23 protein-coding genes and 2 tRNA genes are annotated in these 21174 nt (G+C 66.4%); 10 read left to right on the top strand and 15 right to left on the bottom strand.

Annotated elements, in window-relative coordinates; translation table 11 throughout:
- The first annotated feature begins 64 nt into the window (after positions 1–64).
- The 8 genes from BU204_RS13550 (at position 65) to BU204_RS13515 (ending at position 6004) form a co-directional block, all read left to right on the top strand.
- Positions 65–1036 carry a polyprenyl synthetase family protein gene (locus BU204_RS13550; RefSeq protein WP_083661289.1) on the top strand — a complete coding sequence of 324 codons (972 nt, stop codon included), beginning with the start codon at positions 65–67 and terminating at the stop codon, positions 1034–1036.
- A gap of 52 nt (positions 1037–1088) precedes the next feature.
- Positions 1089–1454 carry a VOC family protein gene (locus BU204_RS13545; protein WP_075125992.1) on the top strand — a complete coding sequence of 122 codons (366 nt, stop codon included), beginning with the start codon at positions 1089–1091 and terminating at the stop codon, positions 1452–1454.
- A complete protein-coding gene (locus tag BU204_RS13540) occupies positions 1451–2203 on the top strand; it encodes a sulfite exporter TauE/SafE family protein (protein WP_075125991.1) in 753 nt (250 codons plus the stop codon). Before BU204_RS13545 ends, BU204_RS13540 begins: the two co-directional genes overlap by 4 nt.
- 60 nt (positions 2204–2263) lie before the next feature.
- Entirely contained in the window at positions 2264–2947 is a 684-nt protein-coding gene (locus BU204_RS13535; protein ID WP_075125990.1) for a dienelactone hydrolase family protein, read from the top strand.
- Between the two features lie 29 nt (positions 2948–2976).
- Positions 2977–3732 (top strand): ESX secretion-associated protein EspG, encoded by a 756-nt coding sequence (locus tag BU204_RS13530; protein WP_158073462.1) that lies wholly within the window; start codon positions 2977–2979, stop codon positions 3730–3732.
- 56 nt (positions 3733–3788) lie between these two features.
- Positions 3789–5780, top strand: a complete 1992-nt coding sequence (locus BU204_RS13525; protein WP_075125989.1) for an acetoacetate--CoA ligase — start codon at positions 3789–3791, stop codon at positions 5778–5780.
- 31 nt (positions 5781–5811) lie between these two features.
- Positions 5812–5901, top strand: a tRNA-Ser gene (locus BU204_RS13520).
- A gap of 30 nt (positions 5902–5931) precedes the next feature.
- Positions 5932–6004: transfer RNA gene (locus BU204_RS13515), tRNA-Arg, on the top strand.
- An 86-nt stretch (positions 6005–6090) separates the two neighbouring features.
- On the opposite strand, the gene BU204_RS40080 is transcribed toward BU204_RS13515, so the two are convergent.
- The 9 genes from BU204_RS40080 to BU204_RS13470 all read right to left on the bottom strand — a co-directional run bounded on the left by BU204_RS40080 (position 6091) and on the right by BU204_RS13470 (position 13062).
- Complete coding sequence (locus tag BU204_RS40080; protein ID WP_158073461.1) at positions 6091–6255, bottom strand: hypothetical protein; 165 nt, start codon at positions 6253–6255, stop codon at positions 6091–6093.
- A 64-nt stretch (positions 6256–6319) separates the two neighbouring features.
- Complete coding sequence (locus BU204_RS13510; RefSeq protein WP_158073460.1) at positions 6320–7405, bottom strand: tyrosine-type recombinase/integrase; 1086 nt, start codon at positions 7403–7405, stop codon at positions 6320–6322.
- Positions 7406–7458: 53 nt separating this feature from the next.
- The gene (locus BU204_RS13505; protein WP_332888575.1) at positions 7459–7653 is read right to left on the bottom strand and encodes a helix-turn-helix domain-containing protein; all 195 of its coding nucleotides are present in this window, start codon (positions 7651–7653) and stop codon (positions 7459–7461) included.
- A gap of 15 nt (positions 7654–7668) precedes the next feature.
- Entirely contained in the window at positions 7669–9282 is a 1614-nt protein-coding gene (locus BU204_RS13500; RefSeq protein WP_075125988.1) for a replication initiator, read from the bottom strand.
- Positions 9279–9689 (bottom strand): hypothetical protein, encoded by a 411-nt coding sequence (locus BU204_RS13495; RefSeq protein ID WP_143229495.1) that lies wholly within the window; start codon positions 9687–9689, stop codon positions 9279–9281. The genes BU204_RS13500 and BU204_RS13495 overlap by 4 nt, the downstream gene beginning before the upstream one ends.
- 58 nt (positions 9690–9747) lie before the next feature.
- Positions 9748–11346 (bottom strand): cell division protein FtsK, encoded by a 1599-nt coding sequence (locus BU204_RS13490; RefSeq protein WP_233160189.1) that lies wholly within the window; start codon positions 11344–11346, stop codon positions 9748–9750.
- 352 nt (positions 11347–11698) lie between these two features.
- On the bottom strand, positions 11699–11923 hold the full coding sequence (locus tag BU204_RS13485; protein WP_075125986.1) for an AMED_5909 family protein: 225 nt from the start codon (positions 11921–11923) through the stop codon (positions 11699–11701).
- 133 nt (positions 11924–12056) lie between these two features.
- A complete protein-coding gene (locus BU204_RS13480; protein WP_075125985.1) occupies positions 12057–12359 on the bottom strand; it encodes a hypothetical protein in 303 nt (100 codons plus the stop codon).
- A 283-nt stretch (positions 12360–12642) separates the two neighbouring features.
- Positions 12643–13062, bottom strand: a complete 420-nt coding sequence (locus tag BU204_RS13470; RefSeq protein WP_075125984.1) for a hypothetical protein — start codon at positions 13060–13062, stop codon at positions 12643–12645.
- A gap of 172 nt (positions 13063–13234) precedes the next feature.
- Here BU204_RS13470 and BU204_RS13465 point away from each other — a divergent pair, with 172 nt between their 5' ends.
- Both BU204_RS13465 and BU204_RS13460 read left to right on the top strand, forming a co-directional pair.
- Complete coding sequence (locus tag BU204_RS13465; protein WP_198942863.1) at positions 13235–14077, top strand: GntR family transcriptional regulator; 843 nt, start codon at positions 13235–13237, stop codon at positions 14075–14077.
- The gene (locus tag BU204_RS13460; protein ID WP_075125983.1) at positions 14074–14775 is read left to right on the top strand and encodes an HAD family hydrolase; all 702 of its coding nucleotides are present in this window, start codon (positions 14074–14076) and stop codon (positions 14773–14775) included. The genes BU204_RS13465 and BU204_RS13460 overlap by 4 nt, the downstream gene beginning before the upstream one ends.
- 22 nt (positions 14776–14797) lie before the next feature.
- On the opposite strand, the gene BU204_RS39130 is transcribed toward BU204_RS13460, so the two are convergent.
- The 6 genes from BU204_RS39130 to BU204_RS13435 all read right to left on the bottom strand — a co-directional run bounded on the left by BU204_RS39130 (position 14798) and on the right by BU204_RS13435 (position 21160).
- A complete protein-coding gene (locus BU204_RS39130) occupies positions 14798–15595 on the bottom strand; it encodes a hypothetical protein (protein WP_143229493.1) in 798 nt (265 codons plus the stop codon).
- Between the two features lie 55 nt (positions 15596–15650).
- On the bottom strand, positions 15651–16178 hold the full coding sequence (locus BU204_RS13455; RefSeq protein WP_269844643.1) for a very short patch repair endonuclease: 528 nt from the start codon (positions 16176–16178) through the stop codon (positions 15651–15653).
- Positions 16179–16216: 38 nt separating this feature from the next.
- The gene (locus BU204_RS13450; protein WP_075125981.1) at positions 16217–17278 is read right to left on the bottom strand and encodes a DNA cytosine methyltransferase; all 1062 of its coding nucleotides are present in this window, start codon (positions 17276–17278) and stop codon (positions 16217–16219) included.
- Between the two features lie 61 nt (positions 17279–17339).
- A complete protein-coding gene (locus BU204_RS13445; RefSeq protein ID WP_198942862.1) occupies positions 17340–18164 on the bottom strand; it encodes a type II restriction endonuclease in 825 nt (274 codons plus the stop codon).
- Positions 18165–19326: 1162 nt separating this feature from the next.
- A complete protein-coding gene (locus BU204_RS13440; protein WP_143229492.1) occupies positions 19327–20244 on the bottom strand; it encodes an SGNH/GDSL hydrolase family protein in 918 nt (305 codons plus the stop codon).
- Positions 20245–20602: 358 nt separating this feature from the next.
- Positions 20603–21160, bottom strand: coding sequence for a fascin domain-containing protein (locus BU204_RS13435; RefSeq protein WP_143229491.1), 558 nt, complete (start codon positions 21158–21160; stop codon positions 20603–20605).
- Between the last annotated feature and the right edge of the window lie 14 nt (positions 21161–21174).

Below are 21174 nucleotides of genomic sequence, written 5' to 3'. Positions count from 1 at the left end.
AGAACGAGTCGAACCAGACTCCGGAGTGAGCCGCCGGACCGAGGATCTGGGGCACGCTCAGGCCATGGGCATCACTCTCGACACCGAGATCCGGGATCGGCTGTCCGAAGTGGAAGAGCGGCTGCGCAAGGTGCTCGCGGACGCCGAGCACCAGGCCGTCGCCTCCGGCACCTCCTACCTGATCGCCGCCGGCGGCAAGCGCGTCCGCCCGCGGCTGGCCCTGCTCGGCGCGCAGTTCGGCGATCCGGAGAACCCGCGGGTGATCGACGCGGCGGTGATCACCGAGCTGGTCCACGTCGCCACCCTGCACCACGACGACGTCATGGACGGCGCCCAGCGGCGGCACGGGGTGCCCACCGCCAACGCGCTGTGGGGCAACGGGATGGCCGTCCTGCTCGGCGACCTCCTGCTGGCCAGGGCGGCCGAGCTGGGCGCGGACCTCGGCCTGCGCGCCCTGCGCCTGCAGACCACCACGCTCGCCCGGCTCGTCCGCGGCCAGCTCCTCGAGGCCGCCGGTCCGCAGTCCGGGAAGGACCCGATGGAGCACGCGCTGGGCGTGATGGCCGACAAGTCCTCCTCGCTGATCTCGATGGCCGTCGAGCTCGGGGCCCAGGTGGCCGGTGCCGACGAGCTCACCTGCGCCGCCCTCGCCCGCTTCGGCGAGCACCTCGGCCTCGCCTTCCAGATCTCCGACGACGTGATCGACATCTGCTCGCCGGCCACCGAGTCGGGCAAGACGCCGGGCACGGACCTGCGGGAGGGGGTCGTCACGGTGCCGGTGCTGCACGCGCTGGCCGCCGACGGCCCGGCGGCGGACCGGCTGCGCACGATCCTCGCCCGCGGCCCGGTCACCGACCCGGACCTGCACGCCGAGGCGCTCGGCCTGCTCCGCGCGTCGCCGGGCATGCTCGCCGCCCGCGCCGACGTGGACCGCCACGTCCAGGCGGCGCGCGAGGAGCTGATGGCGCTGCCGGCGATCCCGGCGCGTGCGGCGCTGGACGGCCTCGCCGGGTTCGTTCGCACCCGCAACGCGTGAACTGGATCGCGCTGACCCCGGTACACCCCGTGTTACGTGCGACGATGCCGGCATGTCAGCTCGATTCAAGGACCTGGTCATCGATGCGGAGGACCACCACAAGCTCGCCGACTGGTGGTGCACGGCGATGGGCTACGTCCGCCGCGACGAGCACGAGCCGCCGGAGGGCGGCTGGCTGCGGCCGCACGACTGGCCGGTCCCGATCGTCGACCCGACCGGCGGCGGTCCGTTGATCTGGGTCGTGCCGGTCCCCGAGGGCAAGACCACGAAGAACCGGATGCACCTGGACGTGTGGGGACAGACGGAGGAACTGGTCGAGCTCGGGGCGACGGTGCTGCGCGCGCGGGACGGGGAGATCGACTGGGACGTGCTCGCCGACCCCGAGGGCAACGAGTTCTGCGTGTTCCCGCCGCGGTGACTCCGCTCGAGGGGTTTCTCGTCGCCCTGGCCGGGATGGTCGCCGGCGGGATGAACGCGGTCGTCGGGTCGGGGACCCTGGTGACCTTCCCGGTGCTGCTGGCGATCGGGTACCCGCCGGTGGTGGCGAACATCTCCAACGGCCTGGGCCTGGTACCCGGCTCGGTCAGCGGTGCCTACGGCTACCGCCGCGAGCTTGCCGGCCAGGGGCGCCGGGTGGTGCGTCTGGCCGCGGTGACCGGTGTCGGGGCGGTCGGCGGGGCACTGCTGCTGCTCGAGCTGCCGGCGGACGCCTTCGAGGCCGTCGTACCGGCGTTGATCGCCCTGGCGCTGGTCCTGGTGCTGCTCCAGCCGTGGCTGTCGCGGCGGCTGACCGAGCGGAGCGTCCGCCACGAGCACGGCGGGGTCGTCCTGGGGCTGGGCGTGCTGGGCGTCGGGGTCTACGGCGGCTACTTCGGGGCGTCGCAGGGTGTGCTGAACCTCGCCCTGATGGGGATCATGCTCGACGAGGACCTGCACCGGCTCAACGCGGCGAAGAACGTGCTGACCGCGACGGCGAACCTGGTGTCCGGTGTGGTCTTCGTGTTCGTCGCCGAGGTGGCGTGGCCGGTCGTCGCGCTGCTCGCGCTTGGCTCGGTCGTGGGCGGTCAGCTCGGTGCGCGGCTGGGGCGGCGGCTGCGGCCGGGCTGGCTGCGCGGGTTGATCGTGGCCGTGGGGCTCGTCGCGATGGTGCAACTGTTGATTTCCTGATTACTCCGATCGGATGGGTTTGGTTGACTCGCGTTCACCTCGCCGTGGTTGGGTGGCGAAATGCCAGAAACCCGCACCGAACCCGTCCGTCTGGCTGACGGGCGCGCGCTGCGCATGACGATCGCCGAACCGCCGGGGGTGGTTCGCGGCGGCCTGGTCGTGCTGCACGAGTCGCGGGGGATCACCGAGATGGTTCGCGTGCTGGCCGACGGGCTGGCCGCGGAGGGCTGGATGGTGGTCGCACCGCACATCTATCACGGCGAGGACGGCTCGACCGAGGTCGCCGAGGAGCTCGCGGCCGGGCGGGTGAGCGGCCTGTCCGGCGAGTCCGTGCTGGCGGACACCGACATCGCCTTTGGCTGGCTGGCCCAGCACGGCATCAGCGCGGACCGGATCGGCGTGGTCGGCTTCGAGCTCGGCGGGACCGTCGCGATGGTGGTGGCGGCGAGCAGACGCATCGGGGCCGCGGTCTCGGTGGCGGCCGGGGGCATTCTCCGACCGCTGTCGGCCGGCCTGCCGGCGCTCATCGACGTGGCGGACCAGCTGCGTTGTCCGTGGCTCGGCCTGTACGGGGACAAGTTCGCCGACGAGGTCGCCCAGCTGCGCGAGGCCGCGTCCAGGTCGGAGACGGCGACCGACGTGGTGATGTTCCCCGCGGCGGACCACCGGTTCGACATCCACCCCGACGGGGCGCTCGAGGGCTGGCAGCGGATGCTGAACTGGCTGGACGCCCACCTGCGCTGAGCGTCGCCGGTAGGGCATGCTTGGCGGCTGTGACCAGCCTGTCCCACCTGGAGTTCGACTTCATCTGGGAGCACCTCGGCGTCGGCGAGCAGCCGTACCCGCTCGACGTGGCCTCCCACGGCCAGACGATGGCCGAGCGGGTGGCGCTGCGTTCGCAGGTGCGGGAGTCGTTGCGCGCCAAGGGCCTGCATGACGGCGAGCGCCTCTCGGTCCGGCTCGAGGAGCAGCTGACGCTGCTGGTGCGCGCCGGGCTCACGGTGGACGCCCAGCTGTCGGTGGGGGAGTACGTGCGCGTGCTGGCCGCCGCCGACGGTGCCGTTGGCGTCCTCGCCGCCCAGACCGATGCGGAGATCCGCGTGGCCTCGGTCCGCGAGGGGAAGCTGGTGCCGGCCGTACTGGCCCTGGTCCCCGACGAGAAGCCCGGCCCCGGCGGCCCCGCCAGGCTGCCCGCCGCCGCCTTCGACCAGGCCATCGAGGAGTACCAGACCGGCGGCTACGTGGCGCTCGAGCGGGCCCTCACCGCCGCCGGCGTGGCCGGTCGCGAACTGCGAACTGTGGTCACCCTGGTCGAGTCCGCCCGCCACGGCGGCGGCCAGGTGGCCGCCAACCGGGTGGACGCGCTCGGCCGCCGCACCAGAACCCCCGTCGTGAACTGGTTCGACACGGCCGCCGGCCGCTACCTCGCCGCCACCGAGACCACCCGGGACGGCGTCGCGTGGTTGAGCGTGGTGCCCGCGGACACCGGCCGGATCGAGCAGCGCCTCACCTCGCTCGTCCACCCCTGAACGGTGTGTGGCCAACCACCATGGCCAGCTCAGGGGATATGGGATAGGAACTGGGCATGACCCAGAACGCGTCGACACCAGAGCTGCTGTGGCGCCCCGACCCCGACCGGGTGGCGGCGAGCCGAATGGCGGCGTTCCGCACGTGGCTGCGCGCGGAGCGCGGCGTGGAGGTGGCCGACTACCAGGCGCTCTGGGAGTGGTCGACCGGCGACCTCGAGGCGTTCTGGGGTGCGCTGGCCGAGTTCCTGGAGGTTCGGTTTCACCAGCCGCCCTCGCGCGTGCTGGCCGAGGACACCATGCCCGGCGCCAGCTGGTTCCCGGGCGCGACCCTCAACTACGCCGAGCACGCCCTGCGCCCGGGTCCCGGCAAGGCCGACGCCGACCTCGCCGTGATCTTCGACCGCGAGGACGGCCGGCACGAGGAGCTGACCTTCGGCGAGCTGCGCCGCCAGGTCGCCGCGGTCCGTGCCGCGCTGGTCGACCTGGGCGTACGCCGTGGTGACCGGGTGGTGGCCCTGGCCCCCAACACTCCGAGCACCCTGGTCGCCTTCCTGGCCGCGGCGAGCCTGGGCGCGACCTGGTCGTCCTGCTCCCCGGACTTCGGCGCCCGGGCGATCGCGGACCGGTTCACCCAGATCGAGCCGGTGGTCCTCTTCGCGGTGGACGGTTACGTCTACAACGGCCGGTCGTTCGACGTCCGCCCCACGGTCGCCCAGCTCCGCGAGGAGATCCCCACGCTGCGCGCTACCGTGCTGATCGACTACCTGTCCGCCGAGGCGACGCTCGACGCGGCCATCCCCTGGAACACCCTGCTCGCCGAGCACGAGAACGCCGAGCTGACGTTCGACCCGGTCCCGTTCGACCACCCGCTGTGGGTCCTCTACTCCTCCGGGACGACGGGGTTGCCCAAGGGCATCGTCCACGGCCACGGCGGCATCGTGCTGGAGCACCTGAAGGCGCTGGCCCTGCACTGCGACTTCGCCCCCGGCGACAGGTTCTTCTGGTTCACGACGACCGGCTGGATGATGTGGAACTTCCTCATCTCGGGCCTGCTGGTCGGCACCACCGTCGTGCTGTACGACGGCAGCCCCGCCCACCCCGACCTGGGGGTCCTCTGGCGCCTGGCAGCGGCGAACCGCGTGACCTACTTCGGCACGTCGGCGCCCTACATTCAGACGTGCCTGAAACAGCACCTCAGGCCCGCGCACGAGCACGACCTCAGCGCGCTCAGGTCGCTCGGCTCCACCGGCGCTCCGCTGAGCCCGGAAGGCTTCGACTGGATCGCCGAGGAGGTGGGCCGTGAGGTGCAGATCTGCTCGATCTCCGGCGGAACCGACCTCTGCGCGGCGTTCGTCGGGGCGTCCCCCGACGTGCCGGTGTGGCGGGGTGAGCTGAGCTGCCGAATGCTCGGTGCCGCGGTAGCCGCCTACGACGACACCGGTGCCCCCGTGACCGATGAGGTGGGCGAGCTGGTGATCACCCGCCCCATGCCCTCGATGCCGATCTACCTGTGGAACGACCCGTCCGGCGCGCGCCTGCACGAGGCCTACTTCGAGCCGTACCCCAACACCTGGCGCCACGGCGACTGGATCCGCATCACGCCGAGGGGCTCGGCGGTGATCTACGGCCGCAGCGACTCGACCCTGAACCGGGGCGGGGTCCGCATGGGCACCAGCGAGTTCTACCGGGTGGTGGAGTCGTTCGACGAGGTCCAGGACTCGCTTGTGATCGACACCTCAGCCGCCGGCACCGAGGGTGAGCTGCTGTGTTTCCTGGTCCTGTCCCCCGAGGTCGCGCTGTCCGAGCTGGAGCCCCGGCTACGGGCCGAGCTGCGCGCCAGCCTTTCGCCACGCCACGTCCCCGACCGGTTCGTGCAGGTAGAGGAGGTGCCGAGGACCTTGAACGGCAAGAAGTGCGAGGTCCCGGTCAAGAAGATCCTGGCGGGCACGCCCCCCGAGCGGGCGGTCAGCCGCGACGCCCTGGCCAACCCGGACTCGCTGCGCGCGTTCCTGGACCTGACCCGTTGGGAGTCGCCCAAGGTCCTGTAGTAGGCTCGTCGCCGAGCGGCCTGGGGCCCCGGGAGGCTTCGCCTAGTCTGGTCTATGGCGCCGCACTGCTAATGCGGTTGGGGGCAACCCCTCCCGGGTTCAAATCCCGGAGCCTCCGCCATCCGGCTCCGGCCGGATGACAACTGAACATGCGCCCGTAGCTCAACGGATAGAGCATCTGACTACGGATCAGAAGGTTAGGGGTTCGAATCCCTTCGGGCGCGCTCATTGCCCCTGGTTGAGGCAATCGTGGGGCCGATCGCTCAAGATCGGCCCCACACTTTACCCACACAAAATGGGCCAGTTCATCTTAGACCTGGCTCGCCGTGTAGCCCTCCACCGTGTCCGCCAGTCGGTTGATCGCGGAAGCGATGGCCAGCAAGGCGAAGACTGTCGCTTGAGCTGCATCCTCACCCACGGCATCTTGAGCGGCGTTCTCGTGGAGGCCTGGACCGATCATGCTGTTATCGCTCACCGCAGTCACCTTTCGTCACGGGATCACCACGAACCGTATCGATGTTGGCACGGTCCACCGACACTCAGCTCTCGTGGTCGATCACGCCCAGCAGTTTCGCCACCTCAGGACTCGGCTGCGCCCGACCGAAGTAAGTGTCTTGGGTGACGCTCACGCGCTTGTGTCCGAGCTGGTCGGCGATCTCCCGCACGGTCAACCCACCGTCGTTGAGCAGAGTCGCCGCGGTCTTCCTGAAGTTGTGGCTCGTCACCCAGTCAAACCTCAGCGGGTCAAGTGCCTCCCGCAGGTCAACGTTGGTGTTGGACCGGTCCCTCAGCTTGCCCAACGGCGAGGGGAACACGACGTTCCATGGGTTCCCGTCCCGCTCCCGAGCGCGTAACAACGTCACCAGCCACGGCGGCAGGTGGAGCGTCCGCCAACCGGCTTCGGTCTTCGGTCGAGGCTGGATCACCCAGCCCTTGCCCCGCTCGTAGGTGAGTGTCCCGCGCACCTCCACTGTGGCGGCGCCGAGATCCACGGCCTCCCATGTCACCGCCAGCGCCTCGCCGATCCGCAGGCCGGTGCCGAGCATGAAGTCCACGATCGCGGGGATGTCCCGAGCCACAGCACGCTCGTCGGCCAGCAGCCCAGCCCGCAACCGCCGTACCTCGTCCAATGTCAACGCCCGAGCGGCCTTCTTCTCGACCGTGATCGGCGAGACATTCCGGACAGGATTGTGATCGATCGCGTCGTGCCGCGCGGCCAACGCCATCACCTGACTGAGCACGGTTTTCGCGTGCTTGGCCGCAGACGGTCCGGTCTTATCCCGTACGGTCGCAAGGAACCGATCAGCGACCCCCACTGTGACTTCCCGAACCCGCAGAGAGCCGACACTGGGCAGAACATGCAGTCGAAGCACGTCTTCGTAGGTGTTCACAGTGGACGTCGCCTTCTTCTGCTGCTTCAACTCGTCGAACCAGATTCGACATACCTCGGAGATGCGCGTATCGGCTGTGATTTCCCTGCTGCTCGAAACCCGAGCGCGGGTCTTCAGATACTCGACTAGCGCCCGCTCGGCTTTCGCGCCCGTCTCGCGATGCCGCTCAATCCGACGAGTAGTGCCGTCATAATCGCGATAGTTCGCCGACGCCCGCCACAACCGGGGACCCATCTGATAACGACGAATCCGGCCCCATGTTCCGAGCGGTAAAGGAGGTCGCCCCATCACGCACTCTCGCTATGAAGCGACTCGACCCACGCGATGACGTCGGCCTGCTTGTAACGGATGTACCGTCCCACACGCCGAGCCGTCGGCCCGTACCCCCGATGGCGCCATTGGTACAACGTGTTCACCGGGACACCGAGGAACTCCGAGACATCCTGGACCGTCCACAGCGGCGCAATGCGCGTCGTATCCACCACTCTCCCCCTCGCTTAGGCCGCTGATGGTTGGGTTGCCGAAAGATGGGCGGGTGGCCCTCCGGGTGGTTCGCCGGCCGCGAGGAGCGCCTTGTCGTACTCGGCTTTCCACTTGATGCGTTCGGCGATGGCGTGCATGAGTAGGTGGTCTCGTGGTGGTTGGTGGGGGTCGCCGGGTTGGACCTTCTGCCACACCAGCCGTGACCGGTCCGGCTCGTCCTTGGTGATCCCGACCTCTGCGAGCGCGGCCAGGACGAACGCCTTGCGGTCTGCGCGGTGGTCGGCGAGAGTCTTGCCGGACCACTTGCGCGAGACGAGCACCCGCCGGCCCGGAAGCCCGAGCGTGGTCCGGCGATGGGCACGCCCCTTGCACCGTCCCGGGTGCGTGCGCCCGTTCGCTCCTAACGGTTGAATGCCGTAGAGCAGCCAGACCGCGCAGCGAGGTGAGCAGGGCGTGACCTGTAGCTCGTCGTGGAGCCGGTCGTGGTGGGCTCGTTGTCGGTCGGTGTCGGCGGTGATGACTTCGCCGGTGGATTTGGTGAGGTACTTGGTGAGGTAGCCGATGTGGCGGCCGGCCTCGTCGGAGCCGCCGAGGATGCCTTTGGAGTGGACCTGTCGGCCGAAGGTGACGACGTGGGCGGGTTCGTCGACCTGGTCCAGCGCTTCAGCCCACCCGGTGAGCGGTTGGCGGGTGTCGGGGTCGACGAAGGCGCCGTGCTCCCAGACCGGCAGCTGGTCGCCGGTGTAGACCAGTTCATCGTGGGCTGGCCACCACACCTGGTGATAGGTCGCTGCGGTGACCAGCCGCAGCACCTCGTGCGGCACTGAACCGCGGATCGCGGCGTGGAGGTGGGGTGCGCAGCGTTTCTGTGGTTCGACGGTGGCGAAGTACTGCACGTCCCAGCCGACGACGCGGCGGAGGTTCTGCCACCACCGGTCCACCAGGGCAGCGAAGTGCACCGCGTCGCGAGCCGCCCGCCGGTAGTCGTAGGTGCCGGGGTTGACCGGGGTGCCGTCCTCCCGCACCGGCCCGTAGCTGTCACAGGTCAGGGTCACGAACATCGACGGCCGGAACCGCCCCGCGAACTCCCGCCCCACCGTTCGGTTCTCCACTCGCCGCCGAGGCAGCTCGGGGGCGTCCTGGCGCCGCTTCGTGGACCGCTTCACTGGCCGCTTGTCCGGCCCCTCCGGTGAAGGCAACCGGCCGCGCATGCCTAGTTGCCGAAGTTCCTCGTCGACCGACCGGATCTCCTCGAGCAGCTCGTCGGCCTCACTCGCCCCCTGCTCCGCGGCGTGCCGGTAGGCCTGGACGAGGTCGGCGCGTAGCTCCATTAACGCCGTCTGCTCCGCCGTGGGTTGGTCGGGGGTGAAGTCGGGTTCGTCGGTGAGGTGCCAGCCCTCCCGGCACTGGACCATCCGCAGCGCCCGTGCTTTCCGCGCGCAGGGTCCGCACTGGGATTCGATGGTGGAGCCGCAGGGGACGGGGACGTAGCGCAGCTCCCCGGTGTCGAGGTCGCCGACTTCCATGGTGAACGGCCGGACACACACGCCGTGTTGTTCGGCGGTGGCGGTGATGATGTCGGAGGCGAGGGGTTGGCGCATCCGCTCCGCGCGGGTTCCGGTGTTCATGCGGCCTCCCGGGTGCTGTGGACCTCTCGGAGGAGGCAGACCAGCGCGTAGAGCTCGTCGAGGGACACCCCGTCCCGCTCACCCGCGTCGAGGTCCACGAGCCCCAGCGTGTAGGCGAACAAGCCGCCGCCGTAGACGCGGAACCGGGCGCCGGTCGTGGCCCGGCCGAGCACGGAGACGTGGAGACGGTGGTCGGTGGTGTGGCTCCATTCGGCGGTAACCTCGGCGAGGGTGTGAGCCCAGAGCAGCAGGTTGGCCAGCACGCGGGCGAGGTCCATGCCGCCCTCGGGCTGGATGGTCACTTCGCTCTCGTTGGGGTAGAAGCCCACCGCGACCGGACGCGGCAGGCTACGGCCGTGGACATGGGCGCGGTAGCCACCCATCAGCACATCGAGGGTTGAGGGCACGGGGTTGATGCTGGTCATGGCTAGGAAGCCCTTTCGGGAAGAGGAAAAGGAGACGGGGTTACGCGACGCCACCGGGTGCGGCGTCACGGCGCGCGCCAGGGGCGGGGAACGAGTGGACGGTGCCGGGTCGGCTCGGCGGGTAGTCGCCGGTGACGAAGGTTTCGAGGTCTTTGATCGTCTGGTCGGGGACCCAGCCGCCCCGGATGCGCAGGGGTTCGCGGATGCCGTGGCCGAACAGGTAGCCCACGCCGGGCTCCTGTTCGCCAATCCGGTTGGCCCACGCCCCGCGTTCGTAGGCCTGGTCCCCGAGGACCATCGCGACGTGGGACTTCGTGGCCACGCGCAGGCAGATGCGGCGGGGGAACAGCTCCCGCACCGGCACGGTGTCCTTGGTGGGCTCTTGGACGTAGCCGCGGACCGTGTAGCCCAGCGCGCGGCCTTGGGTGGTGAGCAGGGCTACCCGCTCGGTGATCGCTTCCCGGAGCTTGCGGTCTCCGATGTAGCGGATCAGGGCGCCGATCTCGTCGAACTCCACGATCTCCAACGGATGATCCCGCGAGATCGGCACCGATCGGAGCCGGCCGGCGAACTCGGCCTTGCGCTTGTCGGCGCCGTCGATGAGGTCGTCGAGCAGGGCGAGGGTGTCGCGGCCGGTGACGGCGTAGCGGTGGAAGATGCGACGGCCGTAGGCCAGCTCCATCCCTTTCGGGTCGATCCCCGACAACCGAACCAGCCCGTCCCGGATCGCGGGGGCGATCGAGACCAGCGGGCACCACATCTGCGCGCCTTTGCCGGCGCCGGTGACTCCGGCGTGCAGGGTGTGGGAGCCCTGCAACGATTGGTGCCAGTCGGTGCCGTAGTCGGTGCGGCCGCTCCACACCCGCCGCAGCTCCACATCCTCCCCCCGCACCGCCGCGAGGTCGGCCAGGTCGGGGCAGGGGACGGTGTCGGCGAGCAGGTTGCGGCGCTGGAAGTCGATCGAGATCACCTTCGGGCGCAGCTCCCGCACCTGACACCGCGCCACACCCCGAGCCGTGGCCAGAGCGCGGGCGGCGTCGTCGAAGTCCTCCGGCTTCTGCCCCGGCACCAACCGGACCCGCACCTCATCCCACGACGACCCCGACCGCACCCCCAACACCCGCGGCGTCAGATCAGCAGCCGGCTTGGCCTGCCGCCGGACCTTGCTCCGGCCCAGCAGGTTCGCCGTGAGCACGACGGTGCGCTCGTGGTTGCGGATGGTCAGGCCGCAGTTGTGCAGCCACTTCGGCAGCCGCGGGGCGTAGACCGTCCACCGCAGCCACCACGACCGCACCCACCGACCCACCCACGCCTCAAACGACGACCGGTGCCGCCACCGCCACACCAGGCCCACAGCCGTGAGGGCAGCAGCGGTCAGGGCGACGGGGAGCCAGCCCCACCACCACGCCCACAAGCCCACCGAGATCGCGGCGAGGGTGGTGCGCCAGTGCACCACTACCCACCGCACCAGCAGGAACGCGAGCTTGACCGTCAACCAGACGGTCACGAACACCACGGCGAGCGTGGCCAACGCCTCCGCCACCGCAGTCAGCGCGCGGCCGATCTTGTTCAGCACCCACACCGCCAGCGCGACACCACCACCGGCCACGAGCAGGGCCATGACGGTCCCGGGGCTCATCACCGGTCACCCCCGGCGGGGGCGAAGACCAGCGGCAGCAGGCCGGCACACCGGGCGCAGCGGGTTTCCCCCGCCAGGAGTCGAGCGAACCGCCGGCACCGTGCACACCGCGAGCGCCCGGTGCAGGAGCCGGGTTGAGAAGAAGGGGAGTGATTTGCCTCTGGCGCAGCAGGGTCGGAGGGCTCTAGCCTGTCCATTGTCTACTCCGAGTTGGGTGGACAGCGCAGGAGCGGAGAAAGGTTGGTAGCCAGGAATCCGCTTCTGCGCCTACGCACTTGTTGCAGCACAACGAAGACGTGCGGCATCGCCACACGACCCAGCGTGCGTTCATCTGTCTAAACAGGACCTATTGTTATCGGCTGGTGTAGGTCTCCAGCAGGTCGATCAGATCGTTCTCGATCGTCTGGGCTTGCCGCCGTTCGATCCGCGCCCACGCCATCGCCTCGTGACGATGTCCGGGGTCGGCGGTAGCCATGTCGTCGTAGGCCTTCGCGCACCGCCGGTGGTAGGCGATGAGGTCGGTCAACCCCGCGTCGGCTCCTGGACGTCGCGCCCACAGCTCGTCGTGCAAGTTCATCACCGGGCTACGTCCGTCGCCGGCCCATGACCTGTTCGACACTCCATTTCCTCCTCTCCGCAAGGTCGATGGGATGGGTGGCGCGGAGCGGACATGGCGGGATTGCCATCGGGGATGCCCGCCCCGCGCCGGCTCAGTTGCCCGCTCCGGAGTCGCCGAACTCGTCGCGCATCAGGATCGGCTCAGGTGTCGCGTCCTCGGGCGGTGCCGGTTCCCCATCAGGGTCGATCTCGGCGGCGAGCTTGCCGGCTTCCCGAGCCAGCTCGCGGCAGAACTTGGCCAGCACCTGGTCACCGCCCGGGAACGGCGGGAGCTGAATGGCCAGGTTCACCGGGTCCATGTAGATCACCAACGCCGGCAATAGGGGCGTGACCCGCATGAACGCCGCAGCCGCCTCCCGTCCTGGTGAGCACGTCACGTTGAAACCCACGGTCATGACTCCTTGCGTGGTGGTGTGTTGAGCCGGGCGAACTCCACGCCCGCCCGTCGGTCGAACTCCTCAGCGGCGACCGCCGCTGCGTGACGTGCCCACAGCGGTATGGCCAGCTCACCGGCCAGCCCACGCCAAGCGCTCGCGACCTCGTGGTAAGCCACAGCCAGACGACGTATCGCCTCTAGATCCGTGGCTCGCGCACGCATAGCCGCGAACAGAGCGGCTGTCTGTTCTGCGTAGGCGGTGTTCCAGCGGGCGACCGCTTCCCGAGACGCCCGCATCAGACTCACGCCGCCTTCTGCTCACGCGCTGCCGCCCGGCCGCCGCGAGCCCCTCCAGGCGCCTGCATCCCCTTGGCGCGGAAGCTGTGCGCGATCCGGCCCTTGTTGTTCGCGTACGGGGTGATGGTGAGCCCGTCGAACTCGACCGGCGCGAACGGGAACCCCGGGATCTTCTCCGGCGGCACCGGCTGGTGGTCGGCGGAGATCTTGACCTTGAACTCGGCCCCGAACCGCGCTGCTTCCTCGTTGGCGTCCAGCGCGCGCACGATCCACACGAGCTGACCGGTCTCCTTGTCCCGCTCCTGCTGCTTCACCGCGGACGGATCGGCCGAGAACGCCATGGAGGGCTCCACACCGAGGACGAACGCGCCGAACGGGAACACCTCCCCGAACTCGACAGCGAACCGCGTCGGAATGAGTGGCATCGAACCGTCTCCCAACACCGGGCTAGCCGGTCTAGCTGACCTGTACAGGTAGAGAGTAAGTCAGCCTGGCTAGACAAGTCAAGGAAGACGCTAGCGTGTCTAGCTCTCTAGCCCACCTAGACAGCCATCGATACGATGCAAGAGGACAACAAAGGTGGAGGACGGAGTGGCGATGGCACTGGACCCGGACGACCCGCGACCGCCGTACGTGCAGGTCGCGAACGCCCTGCGCGCCGCGATCCTGACCAAGAAGTTCACGCCCGGGGACAAGCTGCCATCCCGTACCGAGCTGGCCAAGACCTACAACGTCGCGCCCATGACGGTGCAGAACGCCCTCCGCGAACTCCGCGAAGAGGGCCTGATCGTCTCCAGGCAGGGCAGCGGCGTGTTCGTCCGCGAACGCACCGAACGCCCGGTCGGGCTCCGCCCCCACATCGAACGTGCGTTCCAAGCCGAGGACGTGACCATCGACTTCGCCGGCTTCTCCGGCGAGACCCTGCACGGCGCCATGCAGGAACCCCTGGACAAGATCCGCATCGGCCGACTCCGCCCCAAGTCGATCAGGGTTCGGATCCTCGTACCCGACACCACCGCACCGCTAGCGATCCCCTGTCGAGCCGACGACCTCAGCGACAGCCCTCAGTTCCGCGCCCGCGCCACCAAGATCATGCACCGCTACGTCGGCGCCATCACCGACACCGTGAACGAACTGGGCAGCCTCGGCCTGGTCGACGAAGCCACCGCAGAGGTCCACGTCCACCACGCCGCCCCCCTGTTCAAGCTCTACATCGTCAACAACGAAGAAGCCTTCTTCGGCTTCTACCCCGTCCGCGAACACGTCCTCACCCTCGGCGACGAACCCCACACCGTCTACGACCTCATGGGCAAAGACGCCATCCTCTTCCACCACTCCGCCAACGACGACGACACCTCCACCGGCTCCCAATACGTCGACCAAGCCCGCACCTGGTTCGACAGCATGTGGAACACCGTCTCCACGGAGTTCATCCCATGATCCCACCGATCGATGATCCCGAAACACTGCGGCGAATTCTCGTAGGGACCGAAGCAATGCTTCTCGACTTTGACGGACCCGTCTGCTCGGTCTTCGCGGGATTCCCGGCCCACGTCATCGCCGAACAACTACGTGACGTACTTGTTCAAGGTGGGCACGTCGATCTCCCGGCTGCAGTGAAGGGTGCAGTTGACCCGTTCGCCGTGCTTTTTCACGCAGCCACTCTTGGTGAAGCAGAAGCTCGTTATGTCGAAGCTGCGTTTCGAGGGCTTGAAGCGAACGCGATTCAAAGCGCTAAGCCGACGCCGGGCAGCAACGATCTAATTTACGGCTGGAAACAGAGTGGTCGATCGATCGCAGTTGTCAGCAACAACTCCGAGCACGCCGTGGCTGCCTATCTTGACATCCACAACCTTGGTTCAGTTATCGACGTTGTCTCCGCGCGAAGCAGTGCCGACGTCGATCTACTCAAGCCAAATCCATTTCTCGTGAACCAAGCATTGGTACAACTCGGCATTCAGTCGACCAGATGCATATTCGTTGGCGATTCTGTCACCGACGTGCAAGCAGCGCGCAAAGCCCAAGTTCCCGCGATCTATTATGCCAATAAGCCGAGTAAGCTGGCACTGATATCCAATGATGGGCCAACTGCTATCACAACGTCGATTTCCTTGCTTGGCTCGCTATTGTATCAGTGAGTAGCCGGAACGGAACGATGCGTCAGCTATTCATAAGCACTGAAGTTCGGAGCGCAGCGTTTGGGGCAGCAAGTTTAACAGCGCTTGTCGGGCTGCAGTGGGTGCTAGGTTCTCCATGCGGAACCCATCCTGCCTCAGCTGGGGAAGGATCGAAGATCCGACAAGTTCTTCTAATCGAGAAAGCGTAGCTCTCTTGACGATCTGAGGCCCCCCATTGCTCAACGCGATTTTCGGTTCGCCACTCGACATTATGGTTGCCGAGAAACCGCCGATCCAGGTCGACCAGTGTTATTTGTCGCGATGCATCGCCATATCTTCCAACTTCCTTTAGTTCCCACTCCTCCAATTGTTCGATCGGAATTAGCGAGCCCAGGTAGGCATTTCGGTGCAGCGAGGCGGTAGCGATAGGTAGAAAAGCCACGACACCGCGACTGATGCTCCGGCGACGGGCTCGCTCGTTGATAAGAAATAGACGCTTTCGCGGTTCATCGAAATGACACTTGACATCAAGCATAGTCGGAGGTGTCGTGTTGGTGACTAAATCTGGTCCATTGACCGATCCGTACAGGTCAAGTAGTCCGGCAGTGCTTCGCCAAAGGCCGGACCGTTCCAGCAGTTCCAGGCCCACCAGTTCTCCCAGTGCGCCCTGGAGATCATTCATAATATTGTTGGCACGCCCACGGTCGCGTTCGGTCCTGCGATACTCGTCGTTGATGGCAGTGCGTAAGAACCCTAGAATAGCAGCAGCAATCCACACCTGGTGTGATAACTTGATCTTACGAGGTATTATCAACTCTTCTTGCAACTCAGCTAACAACACGTCGAGGACCCCTCCTCGGGTGCGACAGAAGCTAAAGCCGGTGTGACTGTGGCAACTACATCGATGGCCGCTCGCGCTCATGGAGACCGTTGGCCGACGTCTCGGTTCCGGAGCGTGGCGCCTTGCCCGGTTGGTTTCTGGTCGAGCTGACTCGGCGGGCCGCAATTCGTCGTTCGTGAACGATGGCCGCTACCCGAACCGCGGCGGTAGTTGCATCTTCATGCTCCCAAACGACCTCCAATGCCCATCCGGCATCTTGCAGCGTCCGTGCGAGGTCTTCGTCTCGGCGAAGGTTCTGTTGGATCTTGTTCGCCCAGTAGCCACTATTCGTGCGCGGTTGCTTGTAGTGATCAACACAACCATGCCAGAAGCAGCCTCGAACCTCCACCGCGACCCGCGCGGAAGGAAACACCACATCGGCTGTCCGTCGCACGTTCGGTAGCGGTCTCGTACATACCCGGTAGCGCAAACCCAGGGCATGGAGGGCTCGGCGCAGAGCGAGTTCAGGGCGGGTGTCCCGACTCCGGTTGCCCTGCATGACCCGGCGGGCAGCTTGACTCGACGCTAAAGGAGCTCTTGCCACGGCATGAGCGTAGCGAACTGCGGCAACGAGGATGCTAGCTACGACACCTGATCCGCGACCGCCTCGATGACCTTCTCGGCAAGCAGCGGAGGAACCGAATTTCCAAGTTGAGCTTGAATACTGGCGCGGCTCCCGACGAAATCGAACTCAGAGGGAAAGGTAAATAGCGCCTTCATTTCAGGCACCCGAAGCCTACGATTCTCCCAATGAAACGGTCCGATATTCGGACCAGGTTGAGCTTGAATTGTTGGAGATGGCTTATCGGGACTCAGTTTTAGGAGAAAGCTCCAATATCGACTTCGCCAACGAAATACTGGGTCCGGGTGGCCTCGTTCTGCCGTGTAATGCAGGTAGTTATCGCCTGGTGGAATACCAGGAAGAAGGTGGGCGTACTGACCGCGGACGACTTCCTCGGGTTCTGATTCTGTAACAAGATCCTTTAGGGCTTCTCCTGCTGTAACGTGAGGACGTCCAGAATTACCCGTCGTACGTCGCTCCCAGTTGCCGCCATGTGTCGCATCGGGATGCAGAGGTAGCTTCTTCCCTTTTGGCACCCCTATGACGAACAGACGTGGTCTCGCTTGTGGCACGCCGTAGTCAGCCGCGTTAAGCACCTTTGACGAGAACGTATAACCAGCCTCGTCTATCTCACGCAACAATCGTTCGTACGCAGGCCTCGATGCTCGATTATTGTAGGTCAGTGCGTACACGTTTTCCAAAACGAATGCGCGGGGTCGAGTCTCCGCGAGCACTCTGGTGTAAGCCTGCAACAGCGATGCATCAGGATCCAGGCCAGCGCGTTTCCAGTCCAACCAGAAGCCACTCTTGCTGAAGGGGGTACAGGGTGGACCGCCGATGAGGAGGTCTGGACGACCTCGGCCCAGCTTGGCAGCGCTCTTGATAGCGCGAGAGGTTACATGGAGTATATCTTCGCGAATGACAGGCGACGCCAAGCCATGAAAGTTCTTCTCCATAGTGGCAGCCGCATCCTTGTCACGTTCGACTGCCGCTACGACTGTGTACCCAGCGCGCTCTGCGCCCAGGTCGAGCCCGCCTGCACCTGAGAAGAGGGAGATCGCTAGTCCCTTGCTGGCCACCACGACCGAAGCATGCCACACTGCACCGACAAGCGGTCGACGACACGATGTGCGCGAGGTCACATCATGGATGGTCGTCTTCGGACGCCCGATCCACGTTCATGAGCGTGAGCTGAGTAGCCGGGTCGTGTGCCTGAAGCAGCTTGTCCAACTGCTTCTGTACTACGTCTCCGATCTTGAACTTGTACTTCCGCCAGTAGGTGTAAAACTCCTCGGGTGTGTCGAACTCGCCTCGTCCCTCTCTGAGATCGGTGATGCCCATGACGGCGCCCAGGTACTCGCGGGTGGTGGATGAGCGCTTTTTGCTAGCAATCTTCCAAGGCGGTTGTACGATCAACTCGAGGTCGACTACTCTCGCCGCCGATTGCTCGTCGAGCGTATAGATGCCGATGATGTCCAGATGTGACTTGTATTCGTTGAACGGGCGAAATGTGCCCGGCCATTTCAACGTTGGATACCGAAAGTACGTATTTCCGGTATACAGTGTTATGCGACTTTGAGTTTGGCCACTAGGTGCTCCGTTTTTGTTAATTTTACGACGTGCTACTTTCACGTCAACCGCATGAAATCCGCCGCCAAATTTTGATCCCGAGATCTCGATATCAGGATAGCCGCGTTCCGTTCCCCGCTGACCCTCGGCGCCATCCTCCTCAGCTACGGCTGCAAGAACGAAGTCAACGATGCTAACTTCGAGAACATTTGCCAACGCCGCGGGCTCTTTGGGAAGAGGGAGAAGGTGCCCACCTTCCGCGAGCGAAGTTTCTAAAGCCTCGGCAGTATGCGCAACGACAGGCCATTCGTGTGAGCCAGCGCGGCGGAACACGCCCTTGATGTCAAACTCATACCCGCTGCATCGGGTACGGAGCCACTCCTCGAGATCCACAGCCACGCGTCGTAGCTTGCCAGACGTCGTCAGCCGGGTTAAGCAAGCAGGCTCTCTAGCGTGGCGACCTTCGTCCTAGGGGTGTCTAGGTGCTGTGACACGGCGGCCCACGAGCGCGGTTCGCCATCGGCTGCCGAATTTCGCTCTATGGGATCAAGGCGCGCCGCCGGCGGCGGCGCACTCGGCCCGTCGCGTTGGCAACGTGGCCCCGCATCCGACGCGGCACGGCCGGCTTCCGCTCCGCTCACGCCGGCCGGCCAGCGCGGCGCGGCCCACGAGCCCACGACGGCAGCGCCACCACCAGCGGCGCATTACCCGCAAGCAAAGACGTCAAGCTCCCTCGGCCTCGATCGTCGAACACCAGCTCGTCGACCTCAAGAGCGCCTAGCGGCGTCGCTCTGCGATGGCTCAGCCCCTCTTGACCTCGCCGACCTGGCGCTACGTGACGACCTGTACTAGGGAACAGCCGAGGACGCAGCTCGATCGACGTTGCAAGCCAGGCTCGACCCAACGCCGGACCGGAGCGCGGCAGGTTCCACTGAGCGACCACCGAAGCTGACCGCGCGCCCCTGCGGGGGGCATTGCGACTGGCGCGAAGCTGAGCTGAGTAGTACCAGGGGCGCCCCGCCCCTGGACCCTGGGGGCCATGGCACGATCCGCGCCCTACTCGGACGGCCAGTACAGTCCGCAGGCGCGGATCGCACCATGGGGCGAGCTTGTCTCTCGCCCGTGCGAACCCCCGCCGAGCATGATCGGACCCACACTTTACCCACACAAAAGGGTGTAAGACGCTGGTAGATGGTGACCGTTGACGGCAAGCGTCTTTCCTTGTGCCGCAAGGAAGTGCGCACTGATGAGAAGTGTCGGTGGCGAGCTGCCCCGAACAGAAGGTTAGGGGTTCGAATCCCTTCGGGCGCGCTCATTGCCATGGTTGAGGCAATCGTGGGGCCGATCCTTCAGGGTCGGCCCCACACTTTTCCCACCACAAAACAGTCAATCTGACGCAGTCAGCAACGCGAAGACCCTCGCGCTGGCGGCATCCTCCCGCACGGCCACTTGAGCGGCGTTCTCGCGGAGACCTGGCCCGATCATTGTTGGTGAGGCTGGCCCTGAACAGCACGAGACCCGGGCACCCAAACGGTGGGCACCCGGGTCTCGTAGGGAAGATCTACCGGACGAACTCCCCCTGGATCAGGTCAGCGAGTGCCTCCTGACCCGACGCGTTCAGGTGCAGGACGGCCTCCATGCCCTCCTGGCCCGGCGCGAGCGCCTCAAGACCGCGGTAGTACGGCTCGGTCGACTCGCACAGGGAGTGGCCCTCGAACGAGGGGTGGAGGTTCACCGAGTCCACGTACGGGCTGACGAACGTGGCGCCCGCGTGCTCGGCGGCGTGGCGGAGGTTCGCGTCGAGGGCGCGGGCGACCGCGTTGCCGTCGATCCGCTCCTGGCTGGAGAAGTACTGCGGTTCGCAGATCGGGTCGAGCGGGATGCCCGGCGCGTTCGCGCCCTCGGTCAGCTGGCTGCCGTACCCGGTCAGCACGATGGTCGCCTTCGGGCTGTAGGCCTTGATCTTGATCATCAGCGAAAGCACGTAGTCGCCCATGCGGGGCATGCGGGACAGCATCTCCTGCGCGGCCGGGCCACTGCAGTCGGCCGCGATGCACTGCGCGCCGTAGCCGGCGAAGTCGACGTCGCTGGTGCCGATGGTCAGGAACACGAGGTCCGTGTCCTTGGTGAGCGCCTTGAGCTGCGGCGGCTGGCCCTTGAACGACGTGATCATGTTGGTCGTCGCCGCGCCGCTGCATGACACGTTCTTGAACGACACCGACACGCCCGCGGCGCGCATCCGCTCGACCAGCGTCTCGGAATACGAGTTCGAGCTGCGCCAACAGCCGTTCGGGACACCGGTCCCGTCCTTGTAGTCACCGGCGCCGGTGCCCGAAGCGTAGGAGTCGCCCATCGCCACGACGTTCAGCGTCGTCGGACGAGCCTGCTTCGTGTCCGCCTGGGCGGGCGCGGACGCGCCCACCAGACACCCGGCGATCGCGAGGGCCGCGACCGCGGGCCTTGCCAAAGATAAACGCACGACCAGAACCCCCTGGAGTTCGTCTGCCTGTGTGGAGGCGCCGATGATGACATAGATCAACAAGGCGGATCACGAACCGATGTCGGTTGCCCCGGCGAACACGCGCCTCCCGGGCGAGTGTCGCGGGTGGACAGCTGAGGACCTCCAGGGCTGCCCTCACCTGGAGTGATCTCCGACAATCGTCCCACCAGCCGTGATGTTCGTGCGTCCGCCGGGGGTGACTATGAGTAGAACGCTCTCCTGGGACGGCTGCGCGAATATTTTGAACTCCTGCGGGTTGGGCAATATTGAAGTGGGGCGCGGGCTCCCGGCATCGCGTGCGCGGGAGCCCAGCCTCTGCGTCGTAGGTCAGCCTCGTTTACTGGAAGCGCTCCCACGCGCCTACCGCGGTGGCTCGTGCCCGCAGCAGTCCGTAGTCGTTGCCGCCCCAGCCCAGTTCGGCCGACACCAGGCGGTTGTTGGCCGTGGAACGGATGGTGACGCAGCCGGAACCGCAGGAGGCGAAGGAGAAGCGTTCCCAGGCGCCAACCGCGGTGGCCCGTGCCCGCAGCAGTCCATAGTCGTTGCCGCCCCAGCCGATCTCGGCGGAGACGTAACGGTTGTTCGCCAAGGAGCGGATCGTCGAGTTCGAACCGTTGAAGCACACCCGGAACCATTCCCACGCACCGAGCGCGGTCGCTCGTGCCCGCAGCAGCCCGTAGTCGTTGCCGCCCCAGCCCAGCTCGGCCGACACGAGGCGACCGTTGGCGAGCGACCTGATCGTGACGTTGTAGCACGCCGCGGCCGAGACATTCCGGTTCTGCTGGGCCACCGCCTCGGCCAGGCTCGAGGGTGGGGCCGCGGCTGCCGGCGTGGAAACCAACGCGGTCAGCAGGGCCAGTACCGAAAAAGTGATTCCCCACAGTCTTTTCGTCATTGCGATCTCCAGAT

This window comes from Actinophytocola xanthii, from assembly GCF_001921205.1.
In the GTDB taxonomy this organism is placed as follows: Bacteria; Actinomycetota; Actinomycetes; order Mycobacteriales; family Pseudonocardiaceae; genus Actinophytocola; species Actinophytocola xanthii.
Note: the sequence above shows the minus strand (reverse complement) of the source record. Positions and strands in the feature narration are given on the sequence as shown.

Coding starts and splice junctions, on each gene's coding strand:
- BU204_RS13550 (WP_083661289.1), top strand. CDS start 65: ATGGGCATCACTCTCGACACCGAGATCCGGGATCGGCTGTCCGAAGTG.
- BU204_RS13545 (WP_075125992.1), top strand. CDS start 1,089: ATGTCAGCTCGATTCAAGGACCTGGTCATCGATGCGGAGGACCACCAC.
- BU204_RS13535 (WP_075125990.1), top strand. CDS start 2,264: ATGCCAGAAACCCGCACCGAACCCGTCCGTCTGGCTGACGGGCGCGCG.
- BU204_RS13525 (WP_075125989.1), top strand. CDS start 3,789: ATGACCCAGAACGCGTCGACACCAGAGCTGCTGTGGCGCCCCGACCCC.
- BU204_RS13510 (WP_158073460.1), bottom strand. CDS start 7,405: ATGGGTCCCCGGTTGTGGCGGGCGTCGGCGAACTATCGCGATTATGAC.
- BU204_RS13500 (WP_075125988.1), bottom strand. CDS start 9,282: ATGAACACCGGAACCCGCGCGGAGCGGATGCGCCAACCCCTCGCCTCC.
- BU204_RS13490 (WP_233160189.1), bottom strand. CDS start 11,346: ATGAGCCCCGGGACCGTCATGGCCCTGCTCGTGGCCGGTGGTGGTGTC.
- BU204_RS13485 (WP_075125986.1), bottom strand. CDS start 11,923: ATGAACTTGCACGACGAGCTGTGGGCGCGACGTCCAGGAGCCGACGCG.
- BU204_RS13480 (WP_075125985.1), bottom strand. CDS start 12,359: ATGACCGTGGGTTTCAACGTGACGTGCTCACCAGGACGGGAGGCGGCT.
- BU204_RS13470 (WP_075125984.1), bottom strand. CDS start 13,062: ATGCCACTCATTCCGACGCGGTTCGCTGTCGAGTTCGGGGAGGTGTTC.
- BU204_RS13465 (WP_198942863.1), top strand. CDS start 13,235: ATGGCACTGGACCCGGACGACCCGCGACCGCCGTACGTGCAGGTCGCG.
- BU204_RS13460 (WP_075125983.1), top strand. CDS start 14,074: ATGATCCCACCGATCGATGATCCCGAAACACTGCGGCGAATTCTCGTA.
- BU204_RS13435 (WP_143229491.1), bottom strand. CDS start 21,160: ATGACGAAAAGACTGTGGGGAATCACTTTTTCGGTACTGGCCCTGCTG.